The organism is Chloroflexota bacterium (assembly GCA_034717495.1).
GTDB lineage: Bacteria > Chloroflexota > Anaerolineae > JAAEKA01 > JAAEKA01 > JAYELL01.
In genome coordinates, this window is sequence record JAYELL010000057.1 from 15525 (window position 1) to 40971 (window position 25447).

24 protein-coding genes are annotated in these 25447 nt (G+C 57.0%); all 24 read right to left on the reverse strand.

From position 1 onward, the window contains the following. The 24 genes from U9R25_11055 to U9R25_11170 all read right to left on the reverse strand — a co-directional run bounded on the left by U9R25_11055 (position 1) and on the right by U9R25_11170 (position 25446). Entirely contained in the window at positions 1–2304 is a 2304-nt protein-coding gene (locus tag U9R25_11055; GenBank protein MEA3336440.1) for an acetate--CoA ligase family protein, read from the reverse strand. A gap of 199 nt (positions 2305–2503) precedes the next feature. Continuing rightward, on the reverse strand, positions 2504–3124 hold the full coding sequence (locus U9R25_11060) for a FumA C-terminus/TtdB family hydratase beta subunit (protein ID MEA3336441.1): 621 nt from the start codon (positions 3122–3124) through the stop codon (positions 2504–2506). Continuing rightward, positions 3121–4017: a fumarate hydratase gene (locus U9R25_11065; protein MEA3336442.1), complete on the reverse strand. Its 897-nt coding sequence runs from the start codon at positions 4015–4017 to the stop codon at positions 3121–3123. Before U9R25_11065 ends, U9R25_11060 begins: the two co-directional genes overlap by 4 nt. Before the next feature lie 344 nt (positions 4018–4361). Next, positions 4362–5237: a bifunctional methylenetetrahydrofolate dehydrogenase/methenyltetrahydrofolate cyclohydrolase FolD gene (folD, locus tag U9R25_11070; protein ID MEA3336443.1), complete on the reverse strand. Its 876-nt coding sequence runs from the start codon at positions 5235–5237 to the stop codon at positions 4362–4364. A 39-nt stretch (positions 5238–5276) separates the two neighbouring features. Continuing rightward, a complete protein-coding gene (locus U9R25_11075; GenBank protein MEA3336444.1) occupies positions 5277–6227 on the reverse strand; it encodes an NAD(P)/FAD-dependent oxidoreductase in 951 nt (316 codons plus the stop codon). 100 nt (positions 6228–6327) lie between these two features. Then, on the reverse strand, positions 6328–7695 hold the full coding sequence (locus U9R25_11080) for an NADP-dependent malic enzyme (GenBank protein MEA3336445.1): 1368 nt from the start codon (positions 7693–7695) through the stop codon (positions 6328–6330). Between the two features lie 416 nt (positions 7696–8111). Further along, positions 8112–8249, reverse strand: a complete 138-nt coding sequence (locus U9R25_11085; GenBank protein MEA3336446.1) for a hypothetical protein — start codon at positions 8247–8249, stop codon at positions 8112–8114. Between the two features lie 209 nt (positions 8250–8458). After that, positions 8459–8668 carry a cold-shock protein gene (locus U9R25_11090; protein MEA3336447.1) on the reverse strand — a complete coding sequence of 70 codons (210 nt, stop codon included), beginning with the start codon at positions 8666–8668 and terminating at the stop codon, positions 8459–8461. 521 nt (positions 8669–9189) lie between these two features. Next, on the reverse strand, positions 9190–11409 hold the full coding sequence (locus U9R25_11095; protein MEA3336448.1) for an ATP-dependent RecD-like DNA helicase: 2220 nt from the start codon (positions 11407–11409) through the stop codon (positions 9190–9192). A gap of 121 nt (positions 11410–11530) precedes the next feature. Beyond that, positions 11531–12472: an SH3 domain-containing protein gene (locus U9R25_11100; protein MEA3336449.1), complete on the reverse strand. Its 942-nt coding sequence runs from the start codon at positions 12470–12472 to the stop codon at positions 11531–11533. A 207-nt stretch (positions 12473–12679) separates the two neighbouring features. Then, positions 12680–14014, reverse strand: a complete 1335-nt coding sequence (locus tag U9R25_11105; protein ID MEA3336450.1) for a cyclic 2,3-diphosphoglycerate synthase — start codon at positions 14012–14014, stop codon at positions 12680–12682. Positions 14015–14156: 142 nt separating this feature from the next. Further along, entirely contained in the window at positions 14157–14930 is a 774-nt protein-coding gene (gene tatC, locus U9R25_11110) for a twin-arginine translocase subunit TatC (GenBank protein ID MEA3336451.1), read from the reverse strand. A gap of 7 nt (positions 14931–14937) precedes the next feature. Next, a complete protein-coding gene (locus U9R25_11115; protein MEA3336452.1) occupies positions 14938–15498 on the reverse strand; it encodes a twin-arginine translocase TatA/TatE family subunit in 561 nt (186 codons plus the stop codon). After that, the gene (gene nusB / locus U9R25_11120) at positions 15495–16004 is read right to left on the reverse strand and encodes a transcription antitermination factor NusB (GenBank protein ID MEA3336453.1); all 510 of its coding nucleotides are present in this window, start codon (positions 16002–16004) and stop codon (positions 15495–15497) included. The genes U9R25_11115 and nusB overlap by 4 nt, the downstream gene beginning before the upstream one ends. Before the next feature lie 9 nt (positions 16005–16013). After that, the gene (locus tag U9R25_11125) at positions 16014–16385 is read right to left on the reverse strand and encodes an Asp23/Gls24 family envelope stress response protein (GenBank protein ID MEA3336454.1); all 372 of its coding nucleotides are present in this window, start codon (positions 16383–16385) and stop codon (positions 16014–16016) included. A 13-nt stretch (positions 16386–16398) separates the two neighbouring features. Further along, positions 16399–17151, reverse strand: coding sequence for a 3-oxoacyl-[acyl-carrier-protein] reductase (gene fabG / locus U9R25_11130; GenBank protein ID MEA3336455.1), 753 nt, complete (start codon positions 17149–17151; stop codon positions 16399–16401). Further along, entirely contained in the window at positions 17148–18095 is a 948-nt protein-coding gene (fabD, locus tag U9R25_11135) for an ACP S-malonyltransferase (GenBank protein MEA3336456.1), read from the reverse strand. Before fabD ends, fabG begins: the two co-directional genes overlap by 4 nt. Positions 18096–18220: 125 nt before the next feature. Further along, the gene (gene rpmF, locus U9R25_11140; protein MEA3336457.1) at positions 18221–18406 is read right to left on the reverse strand and encodes a 50S ribosomal protein L32; all 186 of its coding nucleotides are present in this window, start codon (positions 18404–18406) and stop codon (positions 18221–18223) included. A 42-nt stretch (positions 18407–18448) separates the two neighbouring features. After that, positions 18449–19000: a DUF177 domain-containing protein gene (locus U9R25_11145; GenBank protein MEA3336458.1), complete on the reverse strand. Its 552-nt coding sequence runs from the start codon at positions 18998–19000 to the stop codon at positions 18449–18451. Between the two features lie 157 nt (positions 19001–19157). Then, positions 19158–19625 carry a hypothetical protein gene (locus tag U9R25_11150; protein MEA3336459.1) on the reverse strand — a complete coding sequence of 156 codons (468 nt, stop codon included), beginning with the start codon at positions 19623–19625 and terminating at the stop codon, positions 19158–19160. Positions 19626–19749: 124 nt separating this feature from the next. Continuing rightward, the gene (gene coaD, locus U9R25_11155; GenBank protein ID MEA3336460.1) at positions 19750–20232 is read right to left on the reverse strand and encodes a pantetheine-phosphate adenylyltransferase; all 483 of its coding nucleotides are present in this window, start codon (positions 20230–20232) and stop codon (positions 19750–19752) included. Then, positions 20232–22790 carry an ATP-dependent DNA helicase RecG gene (recG, locus tag U9R25_11160; protein ID MEA3336461.1) on the reverse strand — a complete coding sequence of 853 codons (2559 nt, stop codon included), beginning with the start codon at positions 22788–22790 and terminating at the stop codon, positions 20232–20234. The genes coaD and recG overlap by 1 nt, the downstream gene beginning before the upstream one ends. 7 nt (positions 22791–22797) lie before the next feature. Further along, on the reverse strand, positions 22798–23649 hold the full coding sequence (locus tag U9R25_11165; protein MEA3336462.1) for a DegV family protein: 852 nt from the start codon (positions 23647–23649) through the stop codon (positions 22798–22800). A 24-nt stretch (positions 23650–23673) separates the two neighbouring features. After that, positions 23674–25446 carry a DAK2 domain-containing protein gene (locus U9R25_11170; GenBank protein ID MEA3336463.1) on the reverse strand — a complete coding sequence of 591 codons (1773 nt, stop codon included), beginning with the start codon at positions 25444–25446 and terminating at the stop codon, positions 23674–23676. Position 25447: the final 1 nt, after the last annotated feature.

The window sequence follows — 25447 nt, forward strand, 5'->3', positions numbered from 1 at the left end:
TTACGTGACCAGCATTCGCGCATCCACAGCCAGGGCACCCTGACCCCTGGCATAAACGATCAGGGGATTGATGTCGATCTCCTGGATATCGGGGAAGTCCAGGGCCAGTTGTGCCACCTTTTCGATGACCTCAGCCACTGCTTCGATATCCCCCGGTGGCTTGCCCCGCAGGCCCTGGAGCAGCTTGCCGGCCTGGGTTTCCCCGATCATCCGCAAGGTCTCCGCTCTCTCAAAGGGTGCAATGCGAAAAGCGACATCTTGGAATAACTCCACATAGATGCCACCCAGTCCAAACATGATCAGCGGACCAAACTGAGGGTCGCGGCGCATGCCTACAATCACCTCGTGGCCCGCCGCCGCCATCTGGGCGATCAGCAGGCCCTCAACCCGGGCATCGGGCATGCGCCGGGGGATCTGGGCCATCATCTCTTCGAAGGCCAGCTCCACTGCTGCCCGGTCAGAGAGTCCCAACACGACCCCGTCAACCTCTGACTTATGCAGAATGTCGGGGGAAACGATCTTGAGCGCTACCGGGAAACCCACATTTTCTGCCAGCTCTGCCGCCTCAAATCCGGAATGTGCCATGGCAGCCCTCGGTTGGGGCACATCGTAGGCCTCCAGGATCAAGCGTGCAGCGTACTCCCCAAGCCAGCTGTGGCTATCAGCTCTGGCTCGTTCTATCAGCGTTGTCACCTGGTCGGATGTGCTATCCCTGGGCGCTTTCCCGGTCTTCCGTAGTTTCTTTGCTATCGTTTCATCTCCCCGAGGATCCCCTGCCTCGTTCTTTCGCGCAATGGCTGATTCTCTCCACAGCGCTTCGCTCTCCGCCCTGCGGCCTACGGGGTGGTTCCCAAGGACTTCGTGACATTCTGACATTCTGACATTCTGACATCCTTCTCTCTGTATCTTCGCATATTGCCACATCTTGCCCAATGCCCGGACGGCCGGTTCCGGAAATTGAAAGGGCGCGATCTGATACTCGTGGAGCCGGGCCATGGCTTCGCGTACCGCCAGGTCACCCATGAAGCAGGCCACCACTGGCTTGTCACTGTCTCGAGTTGCCCGGCCAATAGCATCTGCGACGGCGGCCGGATTGATCAACGCCTGGGGAACCAGAATGGCCAGCACCGAGTCCATGTTGGGATCGGCCACCAGGGCCCGGATTGCCATTTCAAAATCGGGCGGGGTGGCGCCACCCAACATGTCGATGGGGTTAGCCAGTTGTGCATCGGAATGGGTGTGCCTGCTCAGCTTATCCAGCGTGTCAGGGCAGGGTGCAGGCATGACCAGACCATTGCGTTCCAGCTCATCGGCGGCCAGACTGGCGGGTCCACCCGCGTTGGTGACGATGGCAACACGATTGCCCCTGGGTAGTGGACCATAAACCAGAGCCACGGCGCTGTTGAATAACTCTTCCACGGTGTCGACCTGCAGCACCCCGCTCTGCTTGAAGGCTGCATCATAGGCGGCTGATTCCCCCGCCAGGCTACCGGTATGGGAAGAGACAGCCCGGGTGCCAGCTTCCGTGGTACCCGCCTTGATCACCAGAATTGGCTTTCGGGGCGTGACCTGGCTGGCGACATCTATGAAACGACGCCCGTTTCTGATCGACTCAAGATAGGCGACGATAACCCGGGTGTTGGGATCATCGGCCAGCGCTGCGATCAGGTCACTCTCGCTGAGATCGGCTTCGTTGCCCAGGGTGGCAAAACGGCTGAAACCGACCCCCTTGCCATCGGTCCATTCCAGGATTCCACCGCAGATAGCTCCTGACTGGCTGACAAAGGCGATGTGCCCGGGCTTGGGCATGGCACGAATGAAGGTTGTATTGAGTCCTGTGTAGGCATCCATAGTGCCCACGCAGTTGGGACCGATCATACGCATATTGTGGGTCTGGGCGATTCGCACCATTTCCTCCTCCAACGCCTGGCCCTGGAGCCCCACCTCCTTGAATCCTCCCGACAGAACGATAGCTGACCTGATACCTCGTCGGCCACACTGTTCCAGCGCCGCCGGGCACAAGGTGGCGGGAAGGATGATCACCGCCAGTTCGACCGGGTCGGGCACGCTATCCACGTTCGGGTAACATGGCAGGTCGAGGATATGCTCTCTTCCCGGGTTCACCGGATAGATCGCGCCACGGAAACCATAGCTTTTCAGGTTGCGCAGAACGCCAAAGCCCAGCTTCTGTGGATTGGAGGATGCGCCGATCACAGCGACGCCCGAGGGATCGAAGAAGGCGCGCAGGGAAGAGGATTGGAGATTGTGTGATTGCGAGATTGCGTGGTTGCGTTCAGTTGTCATGGGCAGCCTCTTCTCGGAATGGTGTTTCATGAATCATAACACGGATACGACTGGTCGACCATGATACAGGTCATATATGGCTGAGAATGACCAAGAAAACAGGTTTTGGCTCACGGCTGAAGAATCCCTGGCTGTCCAAATAACAGGGCGAGGCTCAATGCCTCGCCCTGGGTGCGATCATTAGTCGGTGGTGAGATCTTTAAACGGCGACAAGTTCGTTGAATTTCTCTGCGGAGGAAGCCTGTATCTGATCGTGGATGGAAACCCCGTGGCTGTCCATAGTTACCACAGCCGGAAAGCCCTCGACCCGGATCTGCCAGAAGGCTTCAGGCACGCCAAACTCATCCATCTTGTGAACATCCTGGACCTCTTTGACCGACTGGGCGATCAGACTGGCTGCCCCGCCGATGGCGTGGAGGTAAACAGCCTTGAATTTCTGGCAGGCAGCCAACGTTCTGGGCCCCATGCCACCCTTGCCGATCACAGCCTTGACGTTGAAGTGTTCAATGACATGGTCTTCGTACACTTCCTCGCGGATACTGGTCGTCGGGCCGGCAGCCACAAACTGCCACGTGCCGTTGTCCTGCCTGACCACCGGGCCGCAGTGATAGATGACGCCGCCGTCCAGTTTATCCTTCAGCAACGCGTACAAACCGGCTTCCGACTCGGGCGGGTTGCCCTCGGTGTCGATAAACGTTTCGATCATGTACTTATGGGCGGCATCGCGCGCTGTAAAGATGACGCCATTGATGCGAACGACGTCGCCCACATTCAGGGCGGCAATAGCTTCATCCGAAATTGGTACGTTCAGATCGATCATTGGTAGATCACCTCCCAGCCTGGCATAGCTCCCTCCCTTTCCTTGGGGCGCACCAGCATACTTCGCCGGCGGTTGGCCCAGCACATGTAGCTTACCGAAACAAAATAACTGGCCGGCAGCCGGTGCATGACATCCATCTGGACATCGAGTATCGTCGTCCTTCCGCCGAAGCCCATGGGACCGATGCCCAATTCGTTGGCCTGGTCCTTGATGGTCTGCTCGAGTTCGGCAAGCTCCGGGTTGGGGCTTTGGTCCCCGATTTCGCGGAATAGCTGGATCTTGCTTCGGGTGTACCCTGTGCCCCTGTCACCGCCAACTGCGATGCCGAGTACCCCGGGGGCACAGCCTTTTCCCTGGGCCTGCTGAACGGCATCCAACGCGACTCGGCGCACACCTTCCAGGTCTCGTCCTGCCTTCAGCCGGGCATCGGGAATGGCGTACTGGGCTCCCACGTTTTCGCAACCGCCGCCCTTGAGCATCAAGTCCACTTTCACGAAGTCATTTTCCCATTCGTGGAAATGCATGGTGGGAAAGTCGATGCCCGTGTTATCGCCACTGTTTTCGCCGGTGAGGCTGTCTACGGCATTGGGCCGTAGATAGGCCTGGGCAGTCGCGGTGGCACAGGCTGTGCGGATCTGATCGGCCAGCTTTCGCGTCGACCAGCCCAGGGGATAGTAGACTTCAAAGATGGGTGTGCCAGTATCCTGGCAGATGGGAGTTGACTTCTCGCGGGCCAGCGCCACATTCTGCAGGATGGTATCCAGTGCACCCTCGGCGGCCGAGCCTGGCTCTTCCTGCTCCCTGGCCTCTGCCAGGGAACTTTCCATATCGGGGGCCAGATCAGTGGCCGTGCGTCGAATCAATTCAACAAAGGCATCGGTCAAATCTTGCATACTCAATTCTCCTCAGGCGCTACAAAAAAGCCAGTTCCCGCCAGAGCTTACAGGGAGCAAGCGCGAACAAACAGACTTCAGCCGGGAATCACCGATGTTGAATTCAGGATGTATATAAATCCGCCTGAAGCCTCGACTCCCTGGCGGGAACATTCAGGAGTTGAGGCTTTAGCTGGGAATCACCGATGTTGAATTCAGGATGTATATAAATCCGCCTGAAGCCTCGACTCCCTGGCGGGAACATTCAGGAGTTGAGGCTTTAGCCGGGAATCACCGATGTTGAATTCAGGATGTATATTGACCCACCTGAAGCCTCGACTCCTGCAGCGCTACGCCGGGCTGCACTAGATTGTCCGCTCGAAAGAGTCCAGGGTGTTCTGGAGCAGCATGACGATGGTCATTGGGCCCGCGCCGCCGGGCGAGGGTGAGATGGCACCCGCAACCTCCTTGGCTTCATCGAAGGCCACATCTCCCGTCAGACGATACCCGCGTTTGCGGGAAGGATCATCTACCCGGTTCGTGCCGACGTCGATCACCACGGCCCCTGGTTTGATCCAGTCACCGCGTACCATCTCTGGACGGCCCACCGCAGCTACCAATATATCGGCCTCCCGGCAGATGCCTGGCAGATCCTTGCTACGGGAATGGCAGGTGGTTACCGTGGCGTTGGCGTGCAACAGTAGGGATGCCATGGGCATCCCTACAATATTGCTCCGGCCCAGCACGACGGCGTTGGCGCCTTCCAGTTGGACACCAGTTCTTTCCAGTAGAACCATACAACCCTTCGGGGTGCATGGAATGAAGAGGGGTTCACGCCCCTTCATCACCAGCCTGCCGATGTTAATCGGATGAAATCCGTCGACATCCTTATCCAGGCTAATTGCTGCCAGGATGGACTCTTCATCGAGATGCCCGGGTAAGGGCAATTGCACCAGGATGCCGTTGATCTCCGGGTTGGCATTCAGCTCTTTCACCAGCCCTTCCACTTCCTCCTGGGTGGCGTCGGCCGGCAGGGTATGGTTAAAGCTCTCCATGCCCACTGCCTGGCAGCGCTTGCCCTTCATGCGAACATAGGTCTGAGATGCCGGATCCGCTCCGACCAGTACCGTGACCAGACCTGGCCTTCGGCCCGTTTCAGCGTAGAGTTCCGCCACTCGGCCTTTTATCTGTTCCTGAATGTCGGCGGCAATAGCCTTGCCGTCAATCACCGTTGCAGTCATATGACTCTCCTTGAGTATAATCGTTTTGGTGGATAGAGATCAATCCACTGTAACAGAGTGATCCTGGGGGGTTGGGTGGCGCAACAAATACTCGGATGCTGATAGTACCGCCTTGGCGCCGTCTCCAATAGCGATCAGCACCTGTTCGGTGAAGGTGTTTGTAACATCACCCGCCGCAAACACCCCCGGACGACTGGTAACGCCACGGCAGCTGACGATGATTTGTCCCTCGCCGTCAAGGTCGACCAGATTTTTCACCAACTCCGCGTTAGGAATCAACCCCATTTCGATAAAGAGTCCCCGGACGTCGATGGTTTCCTCGTCACTGTCTGGCGTACGAATGGTCATCTCCTCCAGGTAGGGAGATCCTCCAACGCTAACCAGGGTTGAACCCTCAAGCACCACAACGTTCTCAAGGGAACGGATCTTGTTCAACCAGGGTGAGTCTTCATCCAAAGGGTCTGGCGAGACCAGAAAGACCTGGCTGGAGAGGGTAGCCAATTCGGTTACCGCTCGGAAGGCCAGGTCGTCGCTGCCGACAACCGCCGTCCTTTTTCCCCAGAACAGCGGCGCGTGACTTAGCGCCGAAAAGCTCACGCCCAGACCCAGTAGGTCGGCTTCTCCCGGGACACCCAGGGTGCGCGGCTGGGAACCGGTGGCAACGATAAGGGTGCGCGCGAGGAAAGAAGTGCCACTTTCGGTGGAGACCTGAAATATCTCATCGCCATCTTCCGACTGTTTGGCTGTGACGCTGATGGCCTTATCCATGAGGCGGGCGAAATCCAGGTACTCGACCTGGCTCTGGAATTTGCGAATTACTTCCTCGCCGTTGATAGTTTCGTAGCCTTCAAGGCCACGGATGTGCATGCGATAGTTCGCCTTGCCCCCCAGGTCTTCGGTGATCAGCAGCGTTTCGAGGCGTTTGTGAATGGCATAGACCGTCGCGGTTAATCCGGCCGGGCCTCCGCCAAGAATGATCAAATCATACATGGTTGCCTCCTGCAGGGTCATGTGTCAGTTGCGTGTGGGTTCTCGACGGCAGGGTACAGTTACCCAGATAGTCAATTTGGCAATCAATTCCTGCCAACAGCTAATCCTCCGGCGCTTCCGGAATGAAACCCTCTTTCATCATCCAGTTGGTCAGATCGCGGGAACGGGCGATGATATCCCGGGCATGACTGTAGAGCTCATCAGCCGAGCGGGTCAGGCGCGCCAGGCCCTGCTCTTGGGCCATCACGCCCACCGCTACCGCTTCCTTGGGGAAAACATCCCAATCATCCATGGTGGGCAGAATGTGTTCAACATCCACTTCCCCGGCTGCATCTGCCAGGGCATTGGATGCAGCAATACACATCTCATCGGTGATCGTGCTGGCTCGTACGTCCAAAGTTCCCCGGAAGATGCCAGGGAACCCGAGGGAGTTGTTGACCTGGTTGGGAAAGTCGGAGCGACCGGTGGCGAAAACGCGTACCCCCGCTTCTTTTGCCTCCCAGGGCCACATCTCAGGTACCGGGTTGGCGCAAGCGAAAACGATCGAATCCTCAGCCATCTGGCTGACCCACTCGGTTTTCAGCGTACCCGGTCCCGGCCGACTGAGGGCAATGCAGACATCGGCATCCCGCAGCGCTTCAGAGATATCGCCGACTCTGCCTTCGGCGTTGGTTGCGTTACAGAGCCGCCATTTGTCCACGAACTCGGCCTTGCGGTGGGCGATATCCTCGCGCCCGGGGTGCAAGATGCCCTTGCTGTCGACCACGCGGCAGTTGCCGGGATCGGCGCCGGCCTTAAAGATCAGGCGCATACAGGCCACGTTGCTGGCTCCCGAACCGACAAAGGTGATGTTGACATCCTCGATCCTTTTTCCCACAACCATCAATGCGTTGATGAGCCCTGCCAGCGTGACGGTCGCTGTGCCCTGTTGGTCGTCGTGCCACATGGGTATCTCCGCTTTTTCTCGCAAGGTGTCGAGGATGCGGAAGCATTTGGGCTGGCTGATGTCCTCCAGATTAACACCACCGAAGCTGGGTTGCAGCATCAGCACTGTGTCAATGAATCGATCGGGGTCCTTGGTGTCGAGGCAGATGGGCACGGCATCCACACCTCCAAGATACTTGAAGAGCAGCGCCTTGCCCTCCATGACCGGCATGGCGGCCTTGGGACCGATATCGCCCAGACCGAGGACCCGGGTGCCATCGCTGACGATTGCGATGGTATTCCATTTGTTGGTGTGTTCGTAGACGAGTTCGGGGTCGGCCTGGATGGCCTTACAGGGTGCCGCTACCCCTGGCGTGTACCAGATGGCGAAATCATTGAAATCGCGCACGCGGCAGCGCAGCGCTATTTCCGTCTTTCCCCGGTAAAAGGGATGGAGACGCATGGCGTCGGCCGATGGCTTGGTGGCCTTCGCCAGCAACGCCTCGACATCTACAGGTTTTTCCTCGTTTTTCACAGCTATCATTGTTGCCTCCTGTAGTCAGGAAGATGCCTGGCTACAACAGAACCGGGTGGCAGAAGTTTCCCTGGCGGGAAGTGTGAGATAGCCCGGCGTTGGCATTCCACCTAGGTGCCATAGCCAGCTTCAACTGATATGTTTCCAAATCGAGGTAGATCGCTGATGACCAGAACATTGAAAACCTCGGCTAATGACAGCGACAGCCGAGGTTCTTATTCGCCTTGGTCGCCGACCTATCATCGTCAGTTATCTCTAGAATACCACAGGTTTTTGGGGAAAAATATGATCTGGCGCGTGTTTTTTCCCCGATTTTCAACGAATTTTCGAGATTCGCAGGCTTTCTTGGGATTGGAAAGAATAGTTTGCACTACGGAATCAACGGCCGGTCAGGATTCCAGGGCAAAAAAGGCCAGGGGATAGGCCTAGGCCAGCCGGCTGTCGACCGATGTCCAATCGCTGTTGCCAATCCAGCCAACGATGGCCTTGATAACGGCGATGAAACCGACGATCATCACGATCCAATGCAGGATCGAGTGGAGTGATAGGACCAAGGGATACATGATTACATCCGAGTGTTTGCTGAATGAGTTGATTCCCATTCTAGCGTGGAGTTATCTGTTGTCAAGAATCCAGGGTCAAGTGCCGGGCATCTGGGGCTGAGCAAGGACGCAGGCAAAAAGAAAGCCCATGCGTCAAAAAGACACATGGGCAATTGCATGCTTTGCGACCGATCATTGATCGGTCGCGGCACGGCATAGTTGGCTGGTTGTTAAGCGACCACTACGTTCGTTGCCTGCAGGCCCTTGCGACCCTGCTCGACGTTGAACTCGACCTGCTGGCCATCCTCCAGAGTGCGGAATCCGTCAGTCTGAATCTCAGAGTGATGGACGAACACATCCGGGCCGGACTCGCGGGCGATAAAACCATAACCCTTGGCGGGGTTGAACCACTTTACGGTTCCTTGTTCTCGTTCTGCCACGGTATTTTCTCCTATTACGTATACTTCTGGATGACCGGCGCCGTGGCGGCGTCGCCATCACAATGGTTTGTCGACGTAGGTTAAAGTTGATCGCCAGTAAACAAAAAAGGCTCGCCAGAAGAATCCCGGCAGCCTTGATTAGTCTTACAGGGTTGAACTTCATCCTACTGGCAATAGTATATTACGGTTTAGAGATTCTGTCAAATTTCCGATTGGAGGCCAAAAACACTAATTTTGGCAAGCTCGAGAGCCTCGGTAACTAACGCCGTTATTCAGTCGTTTAGATACTAATCTGGACAAGCCAGAGGAACGCTGATTACGCAGACCTTCGGCGCAGATCATCGCCGATCTTCTCTGATGTCTGATCAGCGTTTGCCCTTCGGCTACGCCCCTCGACAAGCTCGGGACACGTCGGCGTTTATCTGCGGTCATGTTCTTTCTTTTCAGCGCTGCGGTACATCACTTGTTAGGTTCGCGGATAATCTCCTTGCCCAGTGTGCAAGAATCTGACTCGAAAGGTACTAACGAAGCCGTTCCGCCAGGGCACTGTAGCGATCGGCGATGCGGTTATTATTCACAGCAATGGCGATGGCCCGGGGCGATCCTACCAACACGACCAGTTCCTTTGCCCTGGTAATGGCTGTGTAGAGCAGATTGCGCTGCAACATCATGTAGTGCTGGGTCATCACAGGGACGACCACGGCCCGGAACTCGCTACCTTGCGACTTGTGTACCGACACGGCATAGGCGTGAACTATTTGGTCCAGTTCGAGAAAGTCATAAACAATCGTTCGGTTATCGATCTGCACCATTAGTTGCTGTTCGACAACGTTGAGGGCGATGATCTGCCCCAGGTCGCCGTTGTAGACGTCTTTGTCGTAGTTGTTGCGGATCTGCATGACCCGATCGCCTACGCGAAAGACCCGTCCGCCTGCCCGGCGTTCCGGTTTGTTGGGATGCGAGGGATTAAGCGTTGACTGCAATCGCAGGTTGAGGGCACCGACGCCCACAGCACCCCGGTGCATGGGGCTGAGTACCTGGACATCGGTCGAGGCAATGCCAAACCGTCGCGGGATACGCTCCTGCACGATTTCAGCAACGAGCCCGGCCGCTCGCTCCGGATCCTCCGTGCGAAACAGGAAAAAATCCTGGCAGATCTCGGGATTCCACTCGGGCAAACGACCCTGGTTGATGCGGTGGGCATTTTCGATGATGTAGCTACCGGCCGCCTGGCGGAAGATCACATCCAGGCGGACTACCGCGGCTGAACCGGAATCGATCACATCGCGCAGGACGTTGCCGGCGCCCACCGGAGGCAACTGGTCGATATCGCCAACCAGCAACAGATGGGCCCCTTGCGGAATGGCCTTCAGCAAATGGTTGGTGAGTAACAGGTCCAACATGGACGCCTCATCGATAATGACGATGTCGACCTTCAGGGGTTTTTCCTCGTTGCGCTGAAATGTGAAGCCGCCGCTGGGACTGAATTCAAGCAACCGGTGGATCGTCTTGGCCTCCCGGCCAGTTGCTTCGCTCAGGCGTTTCGCTGCGCGGCCGGTCGGTGAGGCCAGGGCATAGCGCATGCCGCTGGCGTCCAGTAGATTGATCATGGCAAGCATGCAGGTGGTCTTGCCGGTACCGGGACCGCCGGTCACCACCGTGACGGGCCGGGTCAGAGCCGTCTGTACGGCTTCCTGCTGCTTGCCCGTGAGGCGCAGACCTGTTTTTTGTTCGACACTGGCAAAGGAGCCCGGCCAATCGTGCTCTTGGAAGATGAACAGGCGATCCTGGGGAGTTTCCATCAGGCCTCGCAGCCGGCTCGCCGTTCCAATCTCGCCCCGGTAGAATGGTACCAGATAAACGGCTCGCTCCTCAGCCAACTGGCTCCCTCCCGCATTCCTGCTCCCGATAGCTTTCCTCTTTATTCCCTCTGCCACCTTCTCAACATGTACCTGTTCGTCTCTTTGCAGGGTATCGATCGCGTCGCCAACCAACGGCGAAGGTACCTCCAGTAGTTCGGTGCTGACCTCGGTCAATTCCTGTTCAGGCACGTAGACATGGCCGTCATCGGCCTTTTTTCCCAGGCTATAGGCCACGCCGGCCGCGATCCGCTCCGGCGCGTCGGAAGCGATGCCCAGATTGCGGGCGATCTTATCGGCGGTAATGAAGCCAATGCCGTGCACGTCCCGGGCCAGGCGGTAGGGATCGTTTTTGACTACGGCGGCGGCTCCATCTCCATACTGTTTGTAGATACGGACCGCAAGCGCAGGACTGACACCGTGACTCTGCAGGAAAACCATCACTTCCCGGATCTGGCGCTGCTCGTGCCAGGCGTTTTTAATCAGTGCTACCCTTTTGGGGCCAATACCCTCAACTTCGCGTAGCCGGTTGGGGTCCTGGTCGATGATCTCCAGCGTATCGGAGCCAAATTTGCCGACGATATGCTTGGCCATTACCGGGCCGATGCCCTTGATCAGGCCGCTGCCCAGGTATTTTTCGATGCCGGCCGCGGTGGCAGGCAAGACGGTGCTGTAGCTCTCAGCCTTGAACTGCCGGCCATATTGGCCGTGCAATGTCCACTCCCCCTTCAGACGAACGTGCTCGCCGGCGCTTACCCCCAGCATATTGCCCACCACGGTAACCTCGTAGTCCTTGCCGTCAGGAATCAGTTTGGCGACGGTATAGCCGTTTTCCTCGTTATGAAAGGTGATGCGCTCGATAACGCCTTCGAGAGGGAGCATGGGGGGATCATGTGGGTGATAGTGTTTTTTGTGCGGGTAATCAGGACCGGGTGCTGGGTGGCAGGTGGCGTCGCTGGCTTTTCAGCCTCGAAGAGCCAGCCGCCCGGTGCCCGGAAGTGGTCTATCTTTCTATCCACCGGGGGAAGAACATGCGAATTTCTCCCTCGACGGTGTGGTCCCAGCTATCGGATACCTGATTGCCGCCAGAGTCGACCAGGACAGATCTGTACTGACCAGGAGTAGTGCCGGGGATCTCGACCTTGCAGTTGTAGCGGAATTCGCTGCCCGCGATGCCAGGATAACCGATTTCCTGGAACTCCGTGCACATCTTTTCTCCGTTAAGCGGACCCTGCACCAGCAGCTTCACATTGCCTACTACAGCGCTCTTGTTGCGGTTCAGGACCATGCCGTAGAAGGTCAAAAAAGGGTTGGAGTTATCCCTTGGCGTACTGTTTTCGTACTTGTTGAAGAGATAGGAGGGCGCCGGCGTTGGCGCTGGTGCCGGTGTATTGGTCGGCGGCACCGGCCTGGGTGTGTTGGTTGGTGGGGGTGGCGCAATGTTGGTCGCAACCTGGACCCCATCGACGTTGCCCTGAACATTGGCCAGACGGGAAACGATCCAACCATCCTTGCCGTTTACGCAGCAAACCTGCCACCAGTCATTGGCATTGTTGCGCCCAATGATCTCCAGTTCGCTGCCGGAGGAAATCTGGCCGACTACCGGATAAGCGGTGCCTGGCCCGGAACGAACGTTGACCCGACCCGAACCAGCGACGATCGCTACCGGACCGCTCTCCGGCGTGGGCGTGGGCGGCACGGGTGTCTCAGTTGGTGGTTCGGCGGGTGTATCGGTCGGTACCGGAGTCGGAGGGACCTCCGGAATCGCTGTTGCAGGAACTGGCGTTTGTGTTTCGATCGCCAGCGGCGTTGGGGTAAAGGTAGGCCGCAGCGGCCGGTTCAAGGTTGGGGCCGGCTCCGGTTCGGCCGACGATCCGCACGATACGGAAGCGACCAATAAGAATATCAAGGTCAGAAATATCGGTAAACGATGTCTTGTGAGCATGAACGTTCCTCCGCGAAAAGAGGTGTTGTTTCCAACTCCATCGAAGGAGTCAGGAGGCTCTATTGTAGCACAGCGCGGGAAACTGAGCTACTTGAAAGCCCGGTGATCAACAAACGCCGTGACCGGCAAAGTCACGGCGTTCATCTCGATTTCCAGAAACAGCGCAGGACAGTGCCTGGATTTTCTGTTCAGGATGACCGGCTTCTTCTATGATGATGTTCCGAAACGGCTGCCCAGAATATCTACCAGATCAGGCTTTCCGATCTCCTGCAGTTCGTAGCGAACCCGCTGGTGGGGCTTATCGATCCGGGCTACCTTGGTCAGGTCAATCGGCGTCGCGATAATTACCAGATCGCAGGGTACATTGGCAATAGTCTCGCTTAGATCGGCTATCTGTTGGTCTCCATAACCCATCGCAGGCAGTACGGCGCCCGTTGTCGGATACTTGTCATAGGTCGCTGCGATGGATCGAACCGCATAGGGTTTTGGATCGATGATTTCGGCAGCGCCAAAGCGACGGGCTGCCACCACACCTGCGCCGTAGGACATTTCGCCATGGGTCAATGTGGGACCATCCTCAACCACCAGCACCCTCTTGCCCAGAATTTCCTGCGGATTCTCGACGAAGATAGGGCTGGCCGCATCGACAATGATCGCTTCGGGATTTACCTCGCGCACCGTGTTGCGAACCTGCGCTACGTTATCGAGACCGGCCGTATCAATTTTGTTGATCACGACCACGTCGGCCATACGCAGATTGGTTTCTCCAGGATGATACCTGACGCTATGACCGGGACGGTGGGGGTCGACCACCACGATATGTAGGCTGGGCCTAAAGAAGGGCAAGTCGTTGTTGCCGCCATCCCAGACAACGATGTCCGATTCCTTTTCCGCCTGGCGCAGGATTGCCTCGTAATCCACGCCTGCATAGACGACGATGCCCCGATCCAGGTGGGGTTCGTATTCCTCGCGCTCCTCGATGGTGCAATCATGGCGGTCCAGGTCCTCGTGGCTGGCAAATCGCTGCACTGCCTGCTCCGCCAGATTGCCGTAGGGCATGGGATGGCGCACGACCACGACCTTTTTTCCCTGGTCGCGCAGGATGTCGCAGACTCTGCGTGTGGTCTGACTCTTGCCACTGCCGGTTCGCACGGCGCAGATGGCGATCACAGGCTTCTGCGATTCGAGCATGGTCTTGTCGCCACCCATAAGACAGAAATCGGCGCCGGTCGCTAGCACCCGTGATGCCTGGTGCATGACGAATGTGTGGCTGATATCGCTATAGGCGAACACAACCTGGTCGACCTGCAGATCCTCGATCAGCGCTTCCAGTTCCTCTTCCGGATGGATGGCAATCCCCTCGGGATAGAGGGAGCCCGCCAGTTGGGCTGGGTAGAGGCGCCCTTCGATATCGGGAATCTGCGTTGCCGTGAAAGCAACAACCTGGTAATCCTCATTGTCGCGGAAAAACAGGTTGAAGTTGTGGAAATCCCGCCCGGCTGCACCCATGATCAGCACGCGTTGCGCAATCTTCTCTTCAATCATTGAGCTTAAACTCCTTTGTTCCGCTACCCAAAGGACCTGTCGAGTTGACAAATGGCCGTGCCAATTCGACAGATCCTTGAGATAGCAACTATATCTATCCGACTACCGAAGCGAGTCGGGACGTTGCCAACAGCCAGACTCAGCTTTCTACATCTGTTTCCGCCGCTTCCGGTGTTTGTCCTATTACCCGGGGCCGGTACATTATCTTGGCCAGTATAATGCTAATACCGTACAGGCCCAGCAGCGGCCCCATCACGATTGCCATATTGACGGGGTCGATGGTCGGTGTGATCAGTGCTGCCAGCACGGCAACGATCACGAAGGCGATTCGCCAGTTTCTGATCAACATCTCCGGTGTTACGATGCCGATGCGTGCCAACAGGGCGATCACCAGCGGCGTCTCGAAGGCCACCCCGATCCAGAATACCACGCGGGTAACGAAACTGACGTAATCCTTGGTACGAGGGACTGTTGGAATCCCGCTGAAATCAACCAGGAAGGGAATCGCCACCGGCAACATGATGAAGTAGGCGAAGGCTGCCCCTGCCAGAAAGGAAAGCGCCACGAACGGCAACGACACGTACAGCATCAGCCGTTCCGGGTCCGTCAGGCCTGGCACGATGAACGCCACGACCTCGTACACGATGACAGGCATGGCCAGAATGGCTCCGGCCGCCAATGATACCCGCACGTATACCCCCAGGTTCTCTGTGAGTTCAATAGCCTGCAATCCCTGAAGGCCGCCTACCGGTTCAGCGAGAAATTCGATGATCCGACCGGCAAAAACAAACGCGATTACTGTTCCGATCAATACAGCGACCACGGCAATCGTCAAACGCCGCCGCAGTTCCTCGATATGAGGAACGAGCGATTCAAACTGCAGGCTCAAGTCTCGGAAAATATCGTCTTCCATGTTGGAATCAGGTTGCAGAACTGGGTGTCTCGGTTACTGGATCCGTCTTGGTATCCGCTTCAGGCTGGGCGGGATCATCGTCAACTACGGGAATCGCTGGGGTGGTGCCATCCGGCAGCGGGGCGGCGGGCGTTGCACTGGACTTGGATTCCTGTTGAGCTATGCTGGCCGCTCCTGTTTCCTGCGGGGCCGCCGATTCGACAGGCTGGCCAAACCCAGGCGGCGCGATCGTGTTGGCTGAGAGCTCGTCCAACTCCTGCAACGCAGGAACCGGCTCAGCTATCGCGTCCGTGCCGTTGCTGGTTTGTGGGTTGGGATCAGAGGTGAGGGGTTGCTGAGCGGCTGCTGTCTCGCGGCGCTGGTCAGTCTCTTCCATGAGCTCCTCGAGCTTCAGTTGCCGTTCGATTTCGGCGTTGACGTTTTGCCAAATTTCGGAGTAATATCGCAGTGACCGCGAAAGTTTCGCCCAGTAACGCGCGATCTGGGGCAAACGCTCAGGACCCAAAACAAGGAGGGCAATCAAAAGGATGAAGAGAAGCTCTCCTGTGCCAACTCCAAACAGGTTCATGGGGTGTCTGCGTCCTTGGAAACTGGCTCCAATGTCTTTATCGGTTCGGGCGTCAGAGGGATTGTGCCGTCGTCGGGAAGGAGTTCGCCCAGTTCGGGACGAGGCGAATCGGCCAACATGGTGCCGAGTACGCCGTTAACAAATCGGGGGCTGCTATCGCTTCCAAAAGACTTTGCCACCTCCACGGCCTCATTGATGGCGACTTTGATCGGCGTGTCCGTCTCTGCTTCGACCAACTCGTAGATAGCAATGCGGAGGATATTGCGATCGATTACGGCCATCTGGTCCAAAGGCCATTCCGGTGCGTAGCGAACGATTAACTCGTTGAGCTGCTTGCGATGGCCAATGACCCCAGCAAGCAGGTGGCGAGCAAATGCTTCGGCCTGGGGTGACAGGGGTTGGGTCTTGAACCGTTGTTCCAGGGCGGTGCCTGCCGGGTGGTGCGCCATGTCTGCTTCGTAGAGGGCCTGCAGCACCGCGATTCTGGCCTTGCGTCGCAGTTTCATCTACCTGTCTCAGCCACTGGTGTTGGCTGACTCAAGTTCGATTTCGTCGATGAAGACGTTAACGGCGCGAACATCCATGCCCACCATGTGTTCCATGGCACGCGATAGCTGGGTCTGAAGCACTTCACCGAGATCGGCCAGGCTGATTCCCTGCTCCGCGATGACGTGCACGTCGATCGTCACTGAGTTGTCGTCAAACACCTCGATGCGCATGCCTTCGGCGACAGCCCCGCGACCAATCATCCGGCCGAGTCCGGAGGGGGTTCGACGGGAAAGACGCAAGACGCCTGACTGGGCCAACGAGGTCATGCGCACGATAGTGGTTAACACGTTGGGTGCGATGGTTACGCTGCCGGGCGGAATATCGTAGGTTTGATCCATGGCACTGTCCCGATTATTGCATTACAAGGCCGCCGTCGACGCTCAGGACCTGTCCCGTAATGAAACTGGCTTCGTCGGATGCCAGAAAGGCGACAGCGGCGGCAACATCAGCGGGTGTTCCCAACCGTCCAAGGGGTGTGGCTTCTTCCGCAGCCTTAACGTTTTCTTCGGTCAGCACGCTTTCAGTGAGGGCAGTAGGCACAAACCCTGGCGCAATCACGTTGACGGTGATGTTGCGGCTACCCAGCTCCTTGGCCAGCGATTTACTGAAACCGATCGCGGCAGCCTTGCTTGCCGAGTAGTTGGTCTGACCAGCCTGCCCTGCTAACCCTGAAACACTGCTGATGTTGATGATGCGGCCCTGTCGGCGTTTTACCATGGGCCGGGCTGCCGCCTTGCAACAGTTGTACACGCTCTTGAGATTGGTGTCAATCACGATGTCCCATTGGGGCTCTTTCATCATCATCAGCAAGGTGTCGCGTGTGGTACCTGCGTTGTTTACGAGCACGTCGATCTGGCCAAAGGCGTTCAAAGTTTCCTTGATCAAGCGCTGCGCTTCATCGAGCTGGCTGACATCGGCCTGGATCACGATCACCTCACTTCCCGCGGATCGGATCAACTCGGCGGTTTCCTCAGCACTTTCTTCGCTGTCACGGTGATTGACAACGACTTTGGCGCCCTCTTCTGCCAACCGGAGCGCTATGCCCCGTCCGATTCCTCGGCTGGCGCCTGTTACAATAGCGACTTTATCAGTAAATCTGTTCATGTTGATAGGGCACTCAATTTCTCGATGTCTTCCGGGGTACCGACCGACAGGCGGCTAACGCTGCGATCGATCCTTCGCATCAGTTTGCTTAACACATCGCCCGAGCCAATCTCGATCACGATGTCAATGTCGCTCTCCACCAGCGTACGCATGGAATCAGCCCAGAGCACAGGGGATGTTAACTGCTCCACCAGGTCTTCACGTATCGCATCTGCCTGATCTATCGGCCTTGCATAAACATTGCTCACCACCGGAATCCTGGCATCGTCTATCGACGTGTTTTCCACAGCCACGCGAAGTGCCTCGGCGGCCGGCGCCATCAACGGGGAATGGGCAGCTATACTCACTGCCAGCCGGACTACCTTACGGGCGCCGGCCGCCTCGGCAAGCGCCATGGCCCGTTCCAGGGACGGCATATCGCCTGAGACCACGACCTGCCCCGGGCAATTATCGTTGGCAACCTGGACCACGCCATCCGTGGCTATGCGGGCACTCTCGCAAACATCTTCCATCGTAGCCATGTCCAACCCGAGGACAGCAGCCATGCCACCCCGGTTTCTTTTGCCAGCTTCCTTCATAAGACGACCACGCTCGCGCACGAGGCGCAGGGCATCGGCATACGAAAGGGATTCGGCGGCAACCAGTGCCGAATACTCTCCCAGGCTATGCCCTGCAACGGCGGCCGGCGCAGCCATAGCCGGCGTGACTTCCTGAATAGCTCGCAATGTGGCGATACTGCTCGCAAGCAGGGCAGGCTGGGCATTAATGGTGTCGGTAAGAGCCTCTTGCGGCCCGGTAAAACAAAGGGTGGAAAGAGAAAAGCCCAATACCTCATCGGCCTCTGCCATGGCATCACGGGCGCTCTCAAACACTTCTGCCAGCGCTTGAGCCATGCCAACGGCTTGCGATCCCTGTCCCGGGAAAAGGAATGCGGTCGAGCTCATTTTTCTGTCTGTCAAAAAACGGGAGATCTGGACGATATAGGATGCCAAATCCCCCGAGCTGCCGGCACTACTCGAGTCATCTCGTTGAGCCGATCATGGGTCCTGTCAGAATACTTCGAATTATCCTATTCCTCTTCAAATTCCACCACAGTGCGGCCGCGGTAGGTGCCACATTCGGCGCACGCACGGTGAGACCGGTGCTTCTCGTGGCACTGGGGGCACTCGACCAGCCGGGGGACAATGAGCGCATGGTGGGCTCGGCGCCGATTTCGGCGTCCTTTCGAAATCTTTCGTTTTGGCAACGGGGCCATTGCTTTCTCTCCTCTTGTTTACCTACTTATCCAAAAAAGGTGCTATTGAGTATCCAATTCACTGAGCAACACGCTTAAATCCTGCCATCTTGCATCGATCTCAGCGGTATCGCAGTCACAACTTTCCACATTCCGGTCACGACCACAGATCGGGCAGAGACCACCACAGTCTTGTCTGCAGAGGACCTGCATGGGGAGCGCCAGTAATAATGCCTGTCGCAGCACCTCTTCCAGGTCGAGGATATGCTGGTCATTGATCAGCAGAGCACTGTCCTCTTCTTCGAACTTCAAATAGGTGCCGCGCACAACATCGATCGTCGGCTGGAATTCCTCTTCTACATCCAATGTGACAGGAACCTGGATGCTTGTCAGGCAGCGACTACATGGCACGATGACTTCTCCCGTCAAGGTGCTCTCAACCAGGATTCCTCGATTGGTGCGCAGCATCCTGACCTTGCCCAGCAGGGGCTCAACCTGGGCAACCGCCGCTTCATCCGAATCGAGCAGGGCGACGACATCGTACACCCGGGTCGATCCGATAGGCTCCTTCAGGAGCTGGGCAACGTTGAATGCAGTCAGATTTGTCTCTATCATAAAAAACACTAGCGCAAGCGGTGTGACTCCAACCTGTCGCCCTTACGGTGGACAAGCGTCAAGCATGGATATACCCGCCTAGGCACGCTAGACGCTGCATTATAGGTCAGCAAGAGGTGAATGTCAAAAAAACGCTCTGGCAACGCAGCCAGTGCGGTTAATCTCTATCCGCCAGTTGGACCTGCAGGGTGCGAACACCGTTTTCCACTTCCCTGTGAAGGCGCATTACTTCCTCGGACAAGCGTGTCAGCGACTGTAATGCGTATTGATCCGCCTCGGCACGCATTGCCGCCATCTCGCTGTGAGCTTCCACGACGATCTCGTTGCCTTTTTGGCGGGCGTCTTCCACGATCTCATGCTCTTCCACTAATTCAGTGGCCTGTTCTCGAGCCATCTGCACGATTCGACTCGCCTCTTCGTTGGCTTGGGCGATAATACGGTCTCTTTCACCGAGGGTTCGCTCAGCCTGCTTGATAAGATCGGGCACGGAGACGCGCATCTGATCGATAACCCGGCGAACCGCTTCTTCGTCCACCATGAGGTTTTGAGAGAACGGAATGCGTTTGCCGTTGTTTATGATCGATTCCAATTGGTTGATGAGTTGTTGGATTTCGATGACGATCACCTCCCTGGTTGTGATCTAACTATCAGATTCGTGCCTCAAGGACAGCGCAATCAATCATGCGTTACGCCTACCGGTTGTGGTCGGAGAGATGCGCTTCACGGGAACTAACTGCGCATTCCCCTTGTTAACCCTGTGCAAAGCGCGCCAACAGGGCATCCCGGACAGTAGGTGGTACCCAGGCCGAGAAATCGCCTCCCAGCCCGGCAACCTCTTTGAGCAGTGTAGAGCTGAGAAAAACATAATGCGGGCTGGTGACAAGAAAGACCGTGTCAATGTCGGGAAAAAGGGACCTGTTGGCCAGAGCAAGGCGAGACTCGTAGTCGTAATCGGTGGCGGTGCGCAGACCTCGCACAATCACCGTTGCGCCCTCAGCACGAGCACAATCGCCTGTAAGATTCTGGTAAGTGACGACCCGTACATTCTTCAGGTGGGCCAGGGATGCCTGGGCCAGCCGGAAACGGTCGTCGGTCGCAAATAACAATCGTTTCGAGGGGGTGTCGTAGATTGCCACGACCACCTCATCGAAAAGCCCGGCGGCTCGCTCCGTGATGTCCACATGGCCACGGTGGAATGGGTCAAAGGAGCCTGGATAGAGGGCGACAACCATTAGCTGATGTCTCCTTCACCCTGCCAAAACTGCTTCGTCCGTCGGGCCAGTGCCAGATGTTCCGCCGCCGCCAGGTCAGGATCCTCTTCCAGGAGCCGGGATGCCTCTGCACGAGCCTGTTCCAGCGTGCGAAGATCGCTCAGTTGAGCCAGGCGCAGGTCGGGTAGGCCACTCTGTCTTGTGCCGAAGAAATCACCCGGACCGCGCAGTTGCAGGTCCTTTTCTGCCAGAGCAAAACCGTCATTCGATTGCTCCAGGGCGCGGAGGCGTTCGGCGGCATTGGGTGTCGTCGCGCCAGACAGCAAAATGCAGTAGGATGGATGCTCTCCCCGGCCTACTCGCCCGCGGAACTGGTGTAATTGTGCCAGCCCGAAGCGCTCGGCATCCTCGATGATAATCACCGTGGCGTTAGGGATATCGATTCCCACTTCCACGACCGATGTCGCGACCAGGACATCGATCTCGCCGAGCTGCATGGCTTGCATGACAGCCTCTTTGTCCCCCCCTTTCATGCGACCGTGCAACAAACCGAGCCTTGATTTTGGGAAGATTTCACTTTTTAGATATTCGTACTGTGGAACGGCAGCGCCTGCGTCCAGTTTTTCCGATTCCTCGACCAGCGGGTAGATGATAAAGGCCTGATGACCCTCCCGCACCTGGCGTCGCACGAATTTGTAGGCGCGCTCCCGCTCCGCGGGGGGAAGCCAGCGGGTCTTGATGGGCTGGCGTCCCGGCGGCATCTCGTCGATAACGGAGACATCCAGGTCACCGAAAACAGTAAGGGACAGGGTACGGGGGATGGGAGTGGCGCTCATGACCAGCAGGTGGGGTACCCCACTGTGATCAGAATCGCTACCGTTGCTGTCAGGTGCACCTTTCTGACGCAAGGAAGCGCGTTGGCGCACTCCAAAGCGATGTTGTTCGTCGATGACGGCCAATCCCAGGTTCTTGAACTCGACCCCTTCCTGGATCAACGCATGGGTGCCGATAGCTATATCGATCTCACCCGCCGCCAAAGCTTTTAACGTCTCAGCCTTTTCGACTGATCCCAGGCTGCCTGTCAACAGGGCGACCTGCACCGGCCTCTCATCGAGGCGCAGCTTTTCGAAGAAGTTGCGCAATCCATGGTAGTGCTGTTCGGCGAGAATTTCTGTGGGCGCCATCATGGCGGCCTGTGCCCCGTTGGTAACCGCCGTCCACATGGCATAGGCAGCAACGGCAGTTTTTCCGGAACCAACATCTCCCTGGAGCAACCGGCTCATGGGGTGACCGCTGTTGAGATCGCCACCGATTGCCTCAGACACCCGGCCCTGAGCCGATGTGAACTGGAAGGGAAGTGTCTCTTCGAAGGCTTGTCGATGATTCTCTTGCAGCGAGTAGCGCTGGGTTGGATAGGATCGCCATTCACTGCGCTGACGCAATACACCTATTTGGATCAAAAACAGTTCATCGAATGCCAAACGTCGCCGCCCGGCCTTCAGCATGTCCTGGCTGGCGGGGAAATGTACCTGCTCCAACGCTTCGCCCAAGGGCAAGAGACCGGCGCGGTTGCGCACGCTGGCCGGAAGATGATCGTGCAGGTTTCTGCCCCAGTTTTCCACAACCTGTTTCTGTAGATTTCTCATCCAACGGGCAGAGATTCCCTTGGTTAATGGATAGATGGGGACGATTCGGCCCGCGTGGATAAACTCCCTGTCCAACTCTTCCCAGTTGGGATTGCGCAGTACCAGGCTGCCCAAATAGCTGTCGACCTTGCCGCTGAACAGGTAGGTTTGACCGACCCGAAGTTGCCTGTCTATGTAGGGGTTAAACCAGGTTGCCTGGATCGTGGCAGTCGAGTCACCGAGAACACCCGTGACCAGGGTTCTGTTGCCCCCCGAGAGCTTGCGTTTCTTCAGGTCCCACAGATTGGCCAGGATAGTGATTTCCTCACCGTATTGCAACTGGTAGATGGGTTTAAGGGTGTTGTAGTCGACATAGCGTCTGGGTGGCAGCCAGAGCAGATCGCCGATGGTGGTTATGCCCATCTTTTCGAGCCGAGTCGAATATCCTGGCCCCACGCCCGGCAGCCGGTCGACCGGCGTGTTGAGGGTCTCTGCGTCCACTGGTGTCGGCCGGGAGGGTTGAATGCTGTGCGGTGGTGGAGAGCTTACCCGTTGGGGTCTGGCCTCGATTTTTTCTGATGCCTCAGTTGGACGGGATGGTCTGGCCGTTTGTTCGACAGGGCTTTCCTGCTCCGCCGGTTTCTCGCCCTGGATGGCATCAATTCTTCCGCTGCTTTCCTGTTTGCCCGCGTTTTCCCATTGATCAGCATAGGCCAACAGGTTCCCGACCATGGCCTGCCGCTCCGGCACTGTTTCCAGCGTAGGATATCGCTTCAGTTCGGAGACAATCTGAGACACCAGGGCCATCTGTGCCTGTGTAGTGGCTTGTTTGCTGGCATCGCTTTGCCAGCGATCCCCCAGACGTTCGAGGCCGCCGATTACCGACTTGTTTCGATATCCTTGCTTTTTTTCCAGCGCAAGGATCTTTTGCAGGCGAACGATTGCGTTGCTCACGAGATGCCTAACCAATCGCCTCAAACACGACAACCCCCATTGCTTCCGGTCCAAGATGGACGGCCAGCGATGGATTGCAGCTCATTACCGGGAAGTTTTGCCCTGGGTATGCCAGCTCCAGGCGCTCTAACAGAATTTCCGTTTCTTGGGAAAACCCGCGCTGCAAAACGGCAGTGCGCTGAAGATTGGCGAATTCGGACACATAGTCAAATAGTTTGTCGACACCTTGCGCACCAGTGCGCACTTTCTCCAATGGAATGATCTTTCCGTCCTCGATTTCCAGCACAGGCAGTATTTTGAGCATAGTTCCCAACTCGGCCTGGGCCGGGCTGATGAGTCCCTCTCGTTGCAGGTAGGGTAGCTGTTTCACCAAAAAAAACAGGTAAACGTGGGGCAACATACCTCGAACCAGGCGATTGCAGTCATCCAGGTTATGGCCGCTGTTGGCCGCCGCCGCCGCCGCCTGGACCACGTAGCCCAGCCCCACCGTAGTAGAAAGACTGTCTACTACCTCTATTCGGCAACGGCCCAATAACATGTTGCGGGCCATTGTGGCGGTTCGCACAGTATTGCTGAGATGGCTCGACATGTGCAACGAAAGAATCTGATCCGTTTCTTTGTGCAACCGGGAGTATAACTCAAGGAAATCGTCAAGCGAGGGACCACTTGCGTGCGGAAGGACGGCACTATCGCCTTTTCGCAACAGGTCGAAATACTGGCTTGGTGCTAACTCAGTACCTTCCTTGAAGTTACCTTGCTGAAGGTGGATGGTATGTGGCAGCACATGGACATTCAGTCGTTGTGCCAACTTGGGTGAAAGATGGGCATTGCTATCGGTAACAATGGTGACGCGGGCCACGCTGCGCTCCTGTAGCTCGGTTACTTATTCGACCGAGATGATGTAATGATAGTGGGGTTGACCGCCAGAGACAATCTCCAACTCCTGGTCAGGATGGGAGCTCTGCACTTCTTTGCCCAGGACCTTCGCCGTCGCAGAGTCGATTTGGTCGCCGAAATAGATGGTTATGATCTCGGCATCGTCGATTTGCATCTGCGGCAGCAGCAGGAGCACCACCTCTTCCGGGGTTTCTCCCTTGGTGGTCAACTTATGGTTTAGCAGGCCGATCACATCCCCCTGGGAGACTTCCACGCCGTCGATGCTGGCATCGCGGACGGCGACAGTGACCTCGCCTGTGTCGATTTGATCCAGGGATGACTTCATGGCCTGGACGTTTTCTGAGAGGCTCCTCTCGGGTTTGAAGGCCAGCATGGCACTGATTCCTTGCGGAACGGTGCGGCTGGGTACTACTTCCACCTGTTTTTCCAGACGATTTTCAGCCATTTCCTTGGCCTGGTTCGCGGCCATGATAACGTTGCTGTTGTTGGGAAGCAGGATGATCTCATCTGTGGGCAGAGCCTCGATAGCCTCCACCAATTCTTGAGTACTGGGGTTCATCGACTGTCCACCGGGTATCACGAATCCAGCCAGCAGGCTTTCAAAGACCGCACCCAGGCCAGAGCCGGGCGCCACAGTGATGACGCCCACGCCATCCAGTTTCTCCTCAGATGCCGTGACCAGCGTCTGTGGTGCGGTGCTAAGTTCATCCAAGACATCGTCGGGTGCGAAACCGGCTGCCGCCATAGCATCCATATTTTCGACCACAACGTCGGTAAGGAAGCCCTGACTGAGGCCGTAGGAGAGGGGAACACTGGGATCGAAGTGGTGAACGTGCACTTTGATCATCGTAGAGCTTCCCTCCACCAGCGGACAGTCACCTATTTCGCTGATGTGCTGGCGGATGGAGTCGACCTCCAGATCGGTGCCCCAGATCAAAAACTGGATATCGAAGCCGAAGCGGGCCTGGGGCAGGTTGAAGGGGTCTATGGCTACGGCATCGGAGATAGGTGGGGCTTCAATTGCCCCCGCGGATGGCTCAAATCGCCCGCCCTTCAAGTATCGCAACATGCCATCGAAAATGTAGTACAACCCTTTGCCACCTGAGTCCACGACGCCAGCCTTGGCCAGCACTGGCAGGAGACTGGGTGTGCGTTCGACACTTTCTTCGGCGGCCTGGACCGTACGCTCCATAACGAAGTGCAGGTCTTTGTCGACCGCGGCGGCCCGGCCCGCCGCGTCAGCTGAGTCTTTCATGACAGTGAGGATGGTTCCTTCAACAGGCTTGACCACACCCTTGTAGGCCGTATCGGAGGCGGAATGAAAGGCTTCAACCAGATCGTCTGCGGTGGCGATGCTTTTGTGGCGGAATGCATGGGAAACACCACGCAGTATCTGCGAAAGAATGACACCTGAATTACCTCGGGCACCCATCAGGGCGCCCTGGGCTACGGCCTGGGCAACGCGGGAAATATCGGTTTCATCGCTCTTTTCAATCTCTCGCCATGAGGCCAGCATGGTGAGATGCATGTTCGTGCCCGTGTCTCCATCAGGTACGGGGAAGACATTAAGAGCATTTACTGTTTCCTTGTGGCGTTCCAGCCACATAAAGCCAGCCCAGATCATATTCTTGAGGTCCTGCCCATCGAAATGCTGGTGGCTTTCGCTGGATAGGAGTCCTGCCTGGAGGCCGGCGGTGTTGCTCTGAGGTTGTTCTGTTTTCGATCCGCGATCGATTTTCAATGAATATTCGCTACTCAAC

What these genes read in the sequence shown, in the direction of transcription:
- U9R25_11055 (MEA3336440.1), bottom strand. Translation starts at nt 2,304, where the DNA reads ATGACAACTGAACGCAACCACGCAATCTCGCAATCACACAATCTCCAA.
- U9R25_11085 (MEA3336446.1), bottom strand. Translation starts at nt 8,249, where the DNA reads ATGTATCCCTTGGTCCTATCACTCCACTCGATCCTGCATTGGATCGTG.
- fabD (MEA3336456.1), bottom strand. Translation starts at nt 18,095, where the DNA reads ATGAGCTCGACCGCATTCCTTTTCCCGGGACAGGGATCGCAAGCCGTT.
- U9R25_11095 (MEA3336448.1), bottom strand. Translation starts at nt 11,409, where the DNA reads ATGCTCCCTCTCGAAGGCGTTATCGAGCGCATCACCTTTCATAACGAG.
- U9R25_11125 (MEA3336454.1), bottom strand. Translation starts at nt 16,385, where the DNA reads ATGGATCAAACCTACGATATTCCGCCCGGCAGCGTAACCATCGCACCC.
- rpmF (MEA3336457.1), bottom strand. Translation starts at nt 18,406, where the DNA reads ATGGCCCCGTTGCCAAAACGAAAGATTTCGAAAGGACGCCGAAATCGG.
- U9R25_11115 (MEA3336452.1), bottom strand. Translation starts at nt 15,498, where the DNA reads ATGAACCTGTTTGGAGTTGGCACAGGAGAGCTTCTCTTCATCCTTTTG.
- fabG (MEA3336455.1), bottom strand. Translation starts at nt 17,151, where the DNA reads ATGAACAGATTTACTGATAAAGTCGCTATTGTAACAGGCGCCAGCCGA.
- folD (MEA3336443.1), bottom strand. Translation starts at nt 5,237, where the DNA reads ATGACTGCAACGGTGATTGACGGCAAGGCTATTGCCGCCGACATTCAG.
- nusB (MEA3336453.1), bottom strand. Translation starts at nt 16,004, where the DNA reads ATGAAACTGCGACGCAAGGCCAGAATCGCGGTGCTGCAGGCCCTCTAC.
- U9R25_11065 (MEA3336442.1), bottom strand. Translation starts at nt 4,017, where the DNA reads ATGCAAGATTTGACCGATGCCTTTGTTGAATTGATTCGACGCACGGCC.
- U9R25_11080 (MEA3336445.1), bottom strand. Translation starts at nt 7,695, where the DNA reads ATGATAGCTGTGAAAAACGAGGAAAAACCTGTAGATGTCGAGGCGTTG.
- tatC (MEA3336451.1), bottom strand. Translation starts at nt 14,930, where the DNA reads ATGGAAGACGATATTTTCCGAGACTTGAGCCTGCAGTTTGAATCGCTC.
- U9R25_11075 (MEA3336444.1), bottom strand. Translation starts at nt 6,227, where the DNA reads ATGTATGATTTGATCATTCTTGGCGGAGGCCCGGCCGGATTAACCGCG.
- U9R25_11100 (MEA3336449.1), bottom strand. Translation starts at nt 12,472, where the DNA reads ATGCTCACAAGACATCGTTTACCGATATTTCTGACCTTGATATTCTTA.
- U9R25_11145 (MEA3336458.1), bottom strand. Translation starts at nt 19,000, where the DNA reads ATGATAGAGACAAATCTGACTGCATTCAACGTTGCCCAGCTCCTGAAG.
- U9R25_11060 (MEA3336441.1), bottom strand. Translation starts at nt 3,124, where the DNA reads ATGATCGATCTGAACGTACCAATTTCGGATGAAGCTATTGCCGCCCTG.
- coaD (MEA3336460.1), bottom strand. Translation starts at nt 20,232, where the DNA reads ATGGTTGTCGCCCTCTATCCAGGCTCCTTTGACCCATTCCACCGTGGC.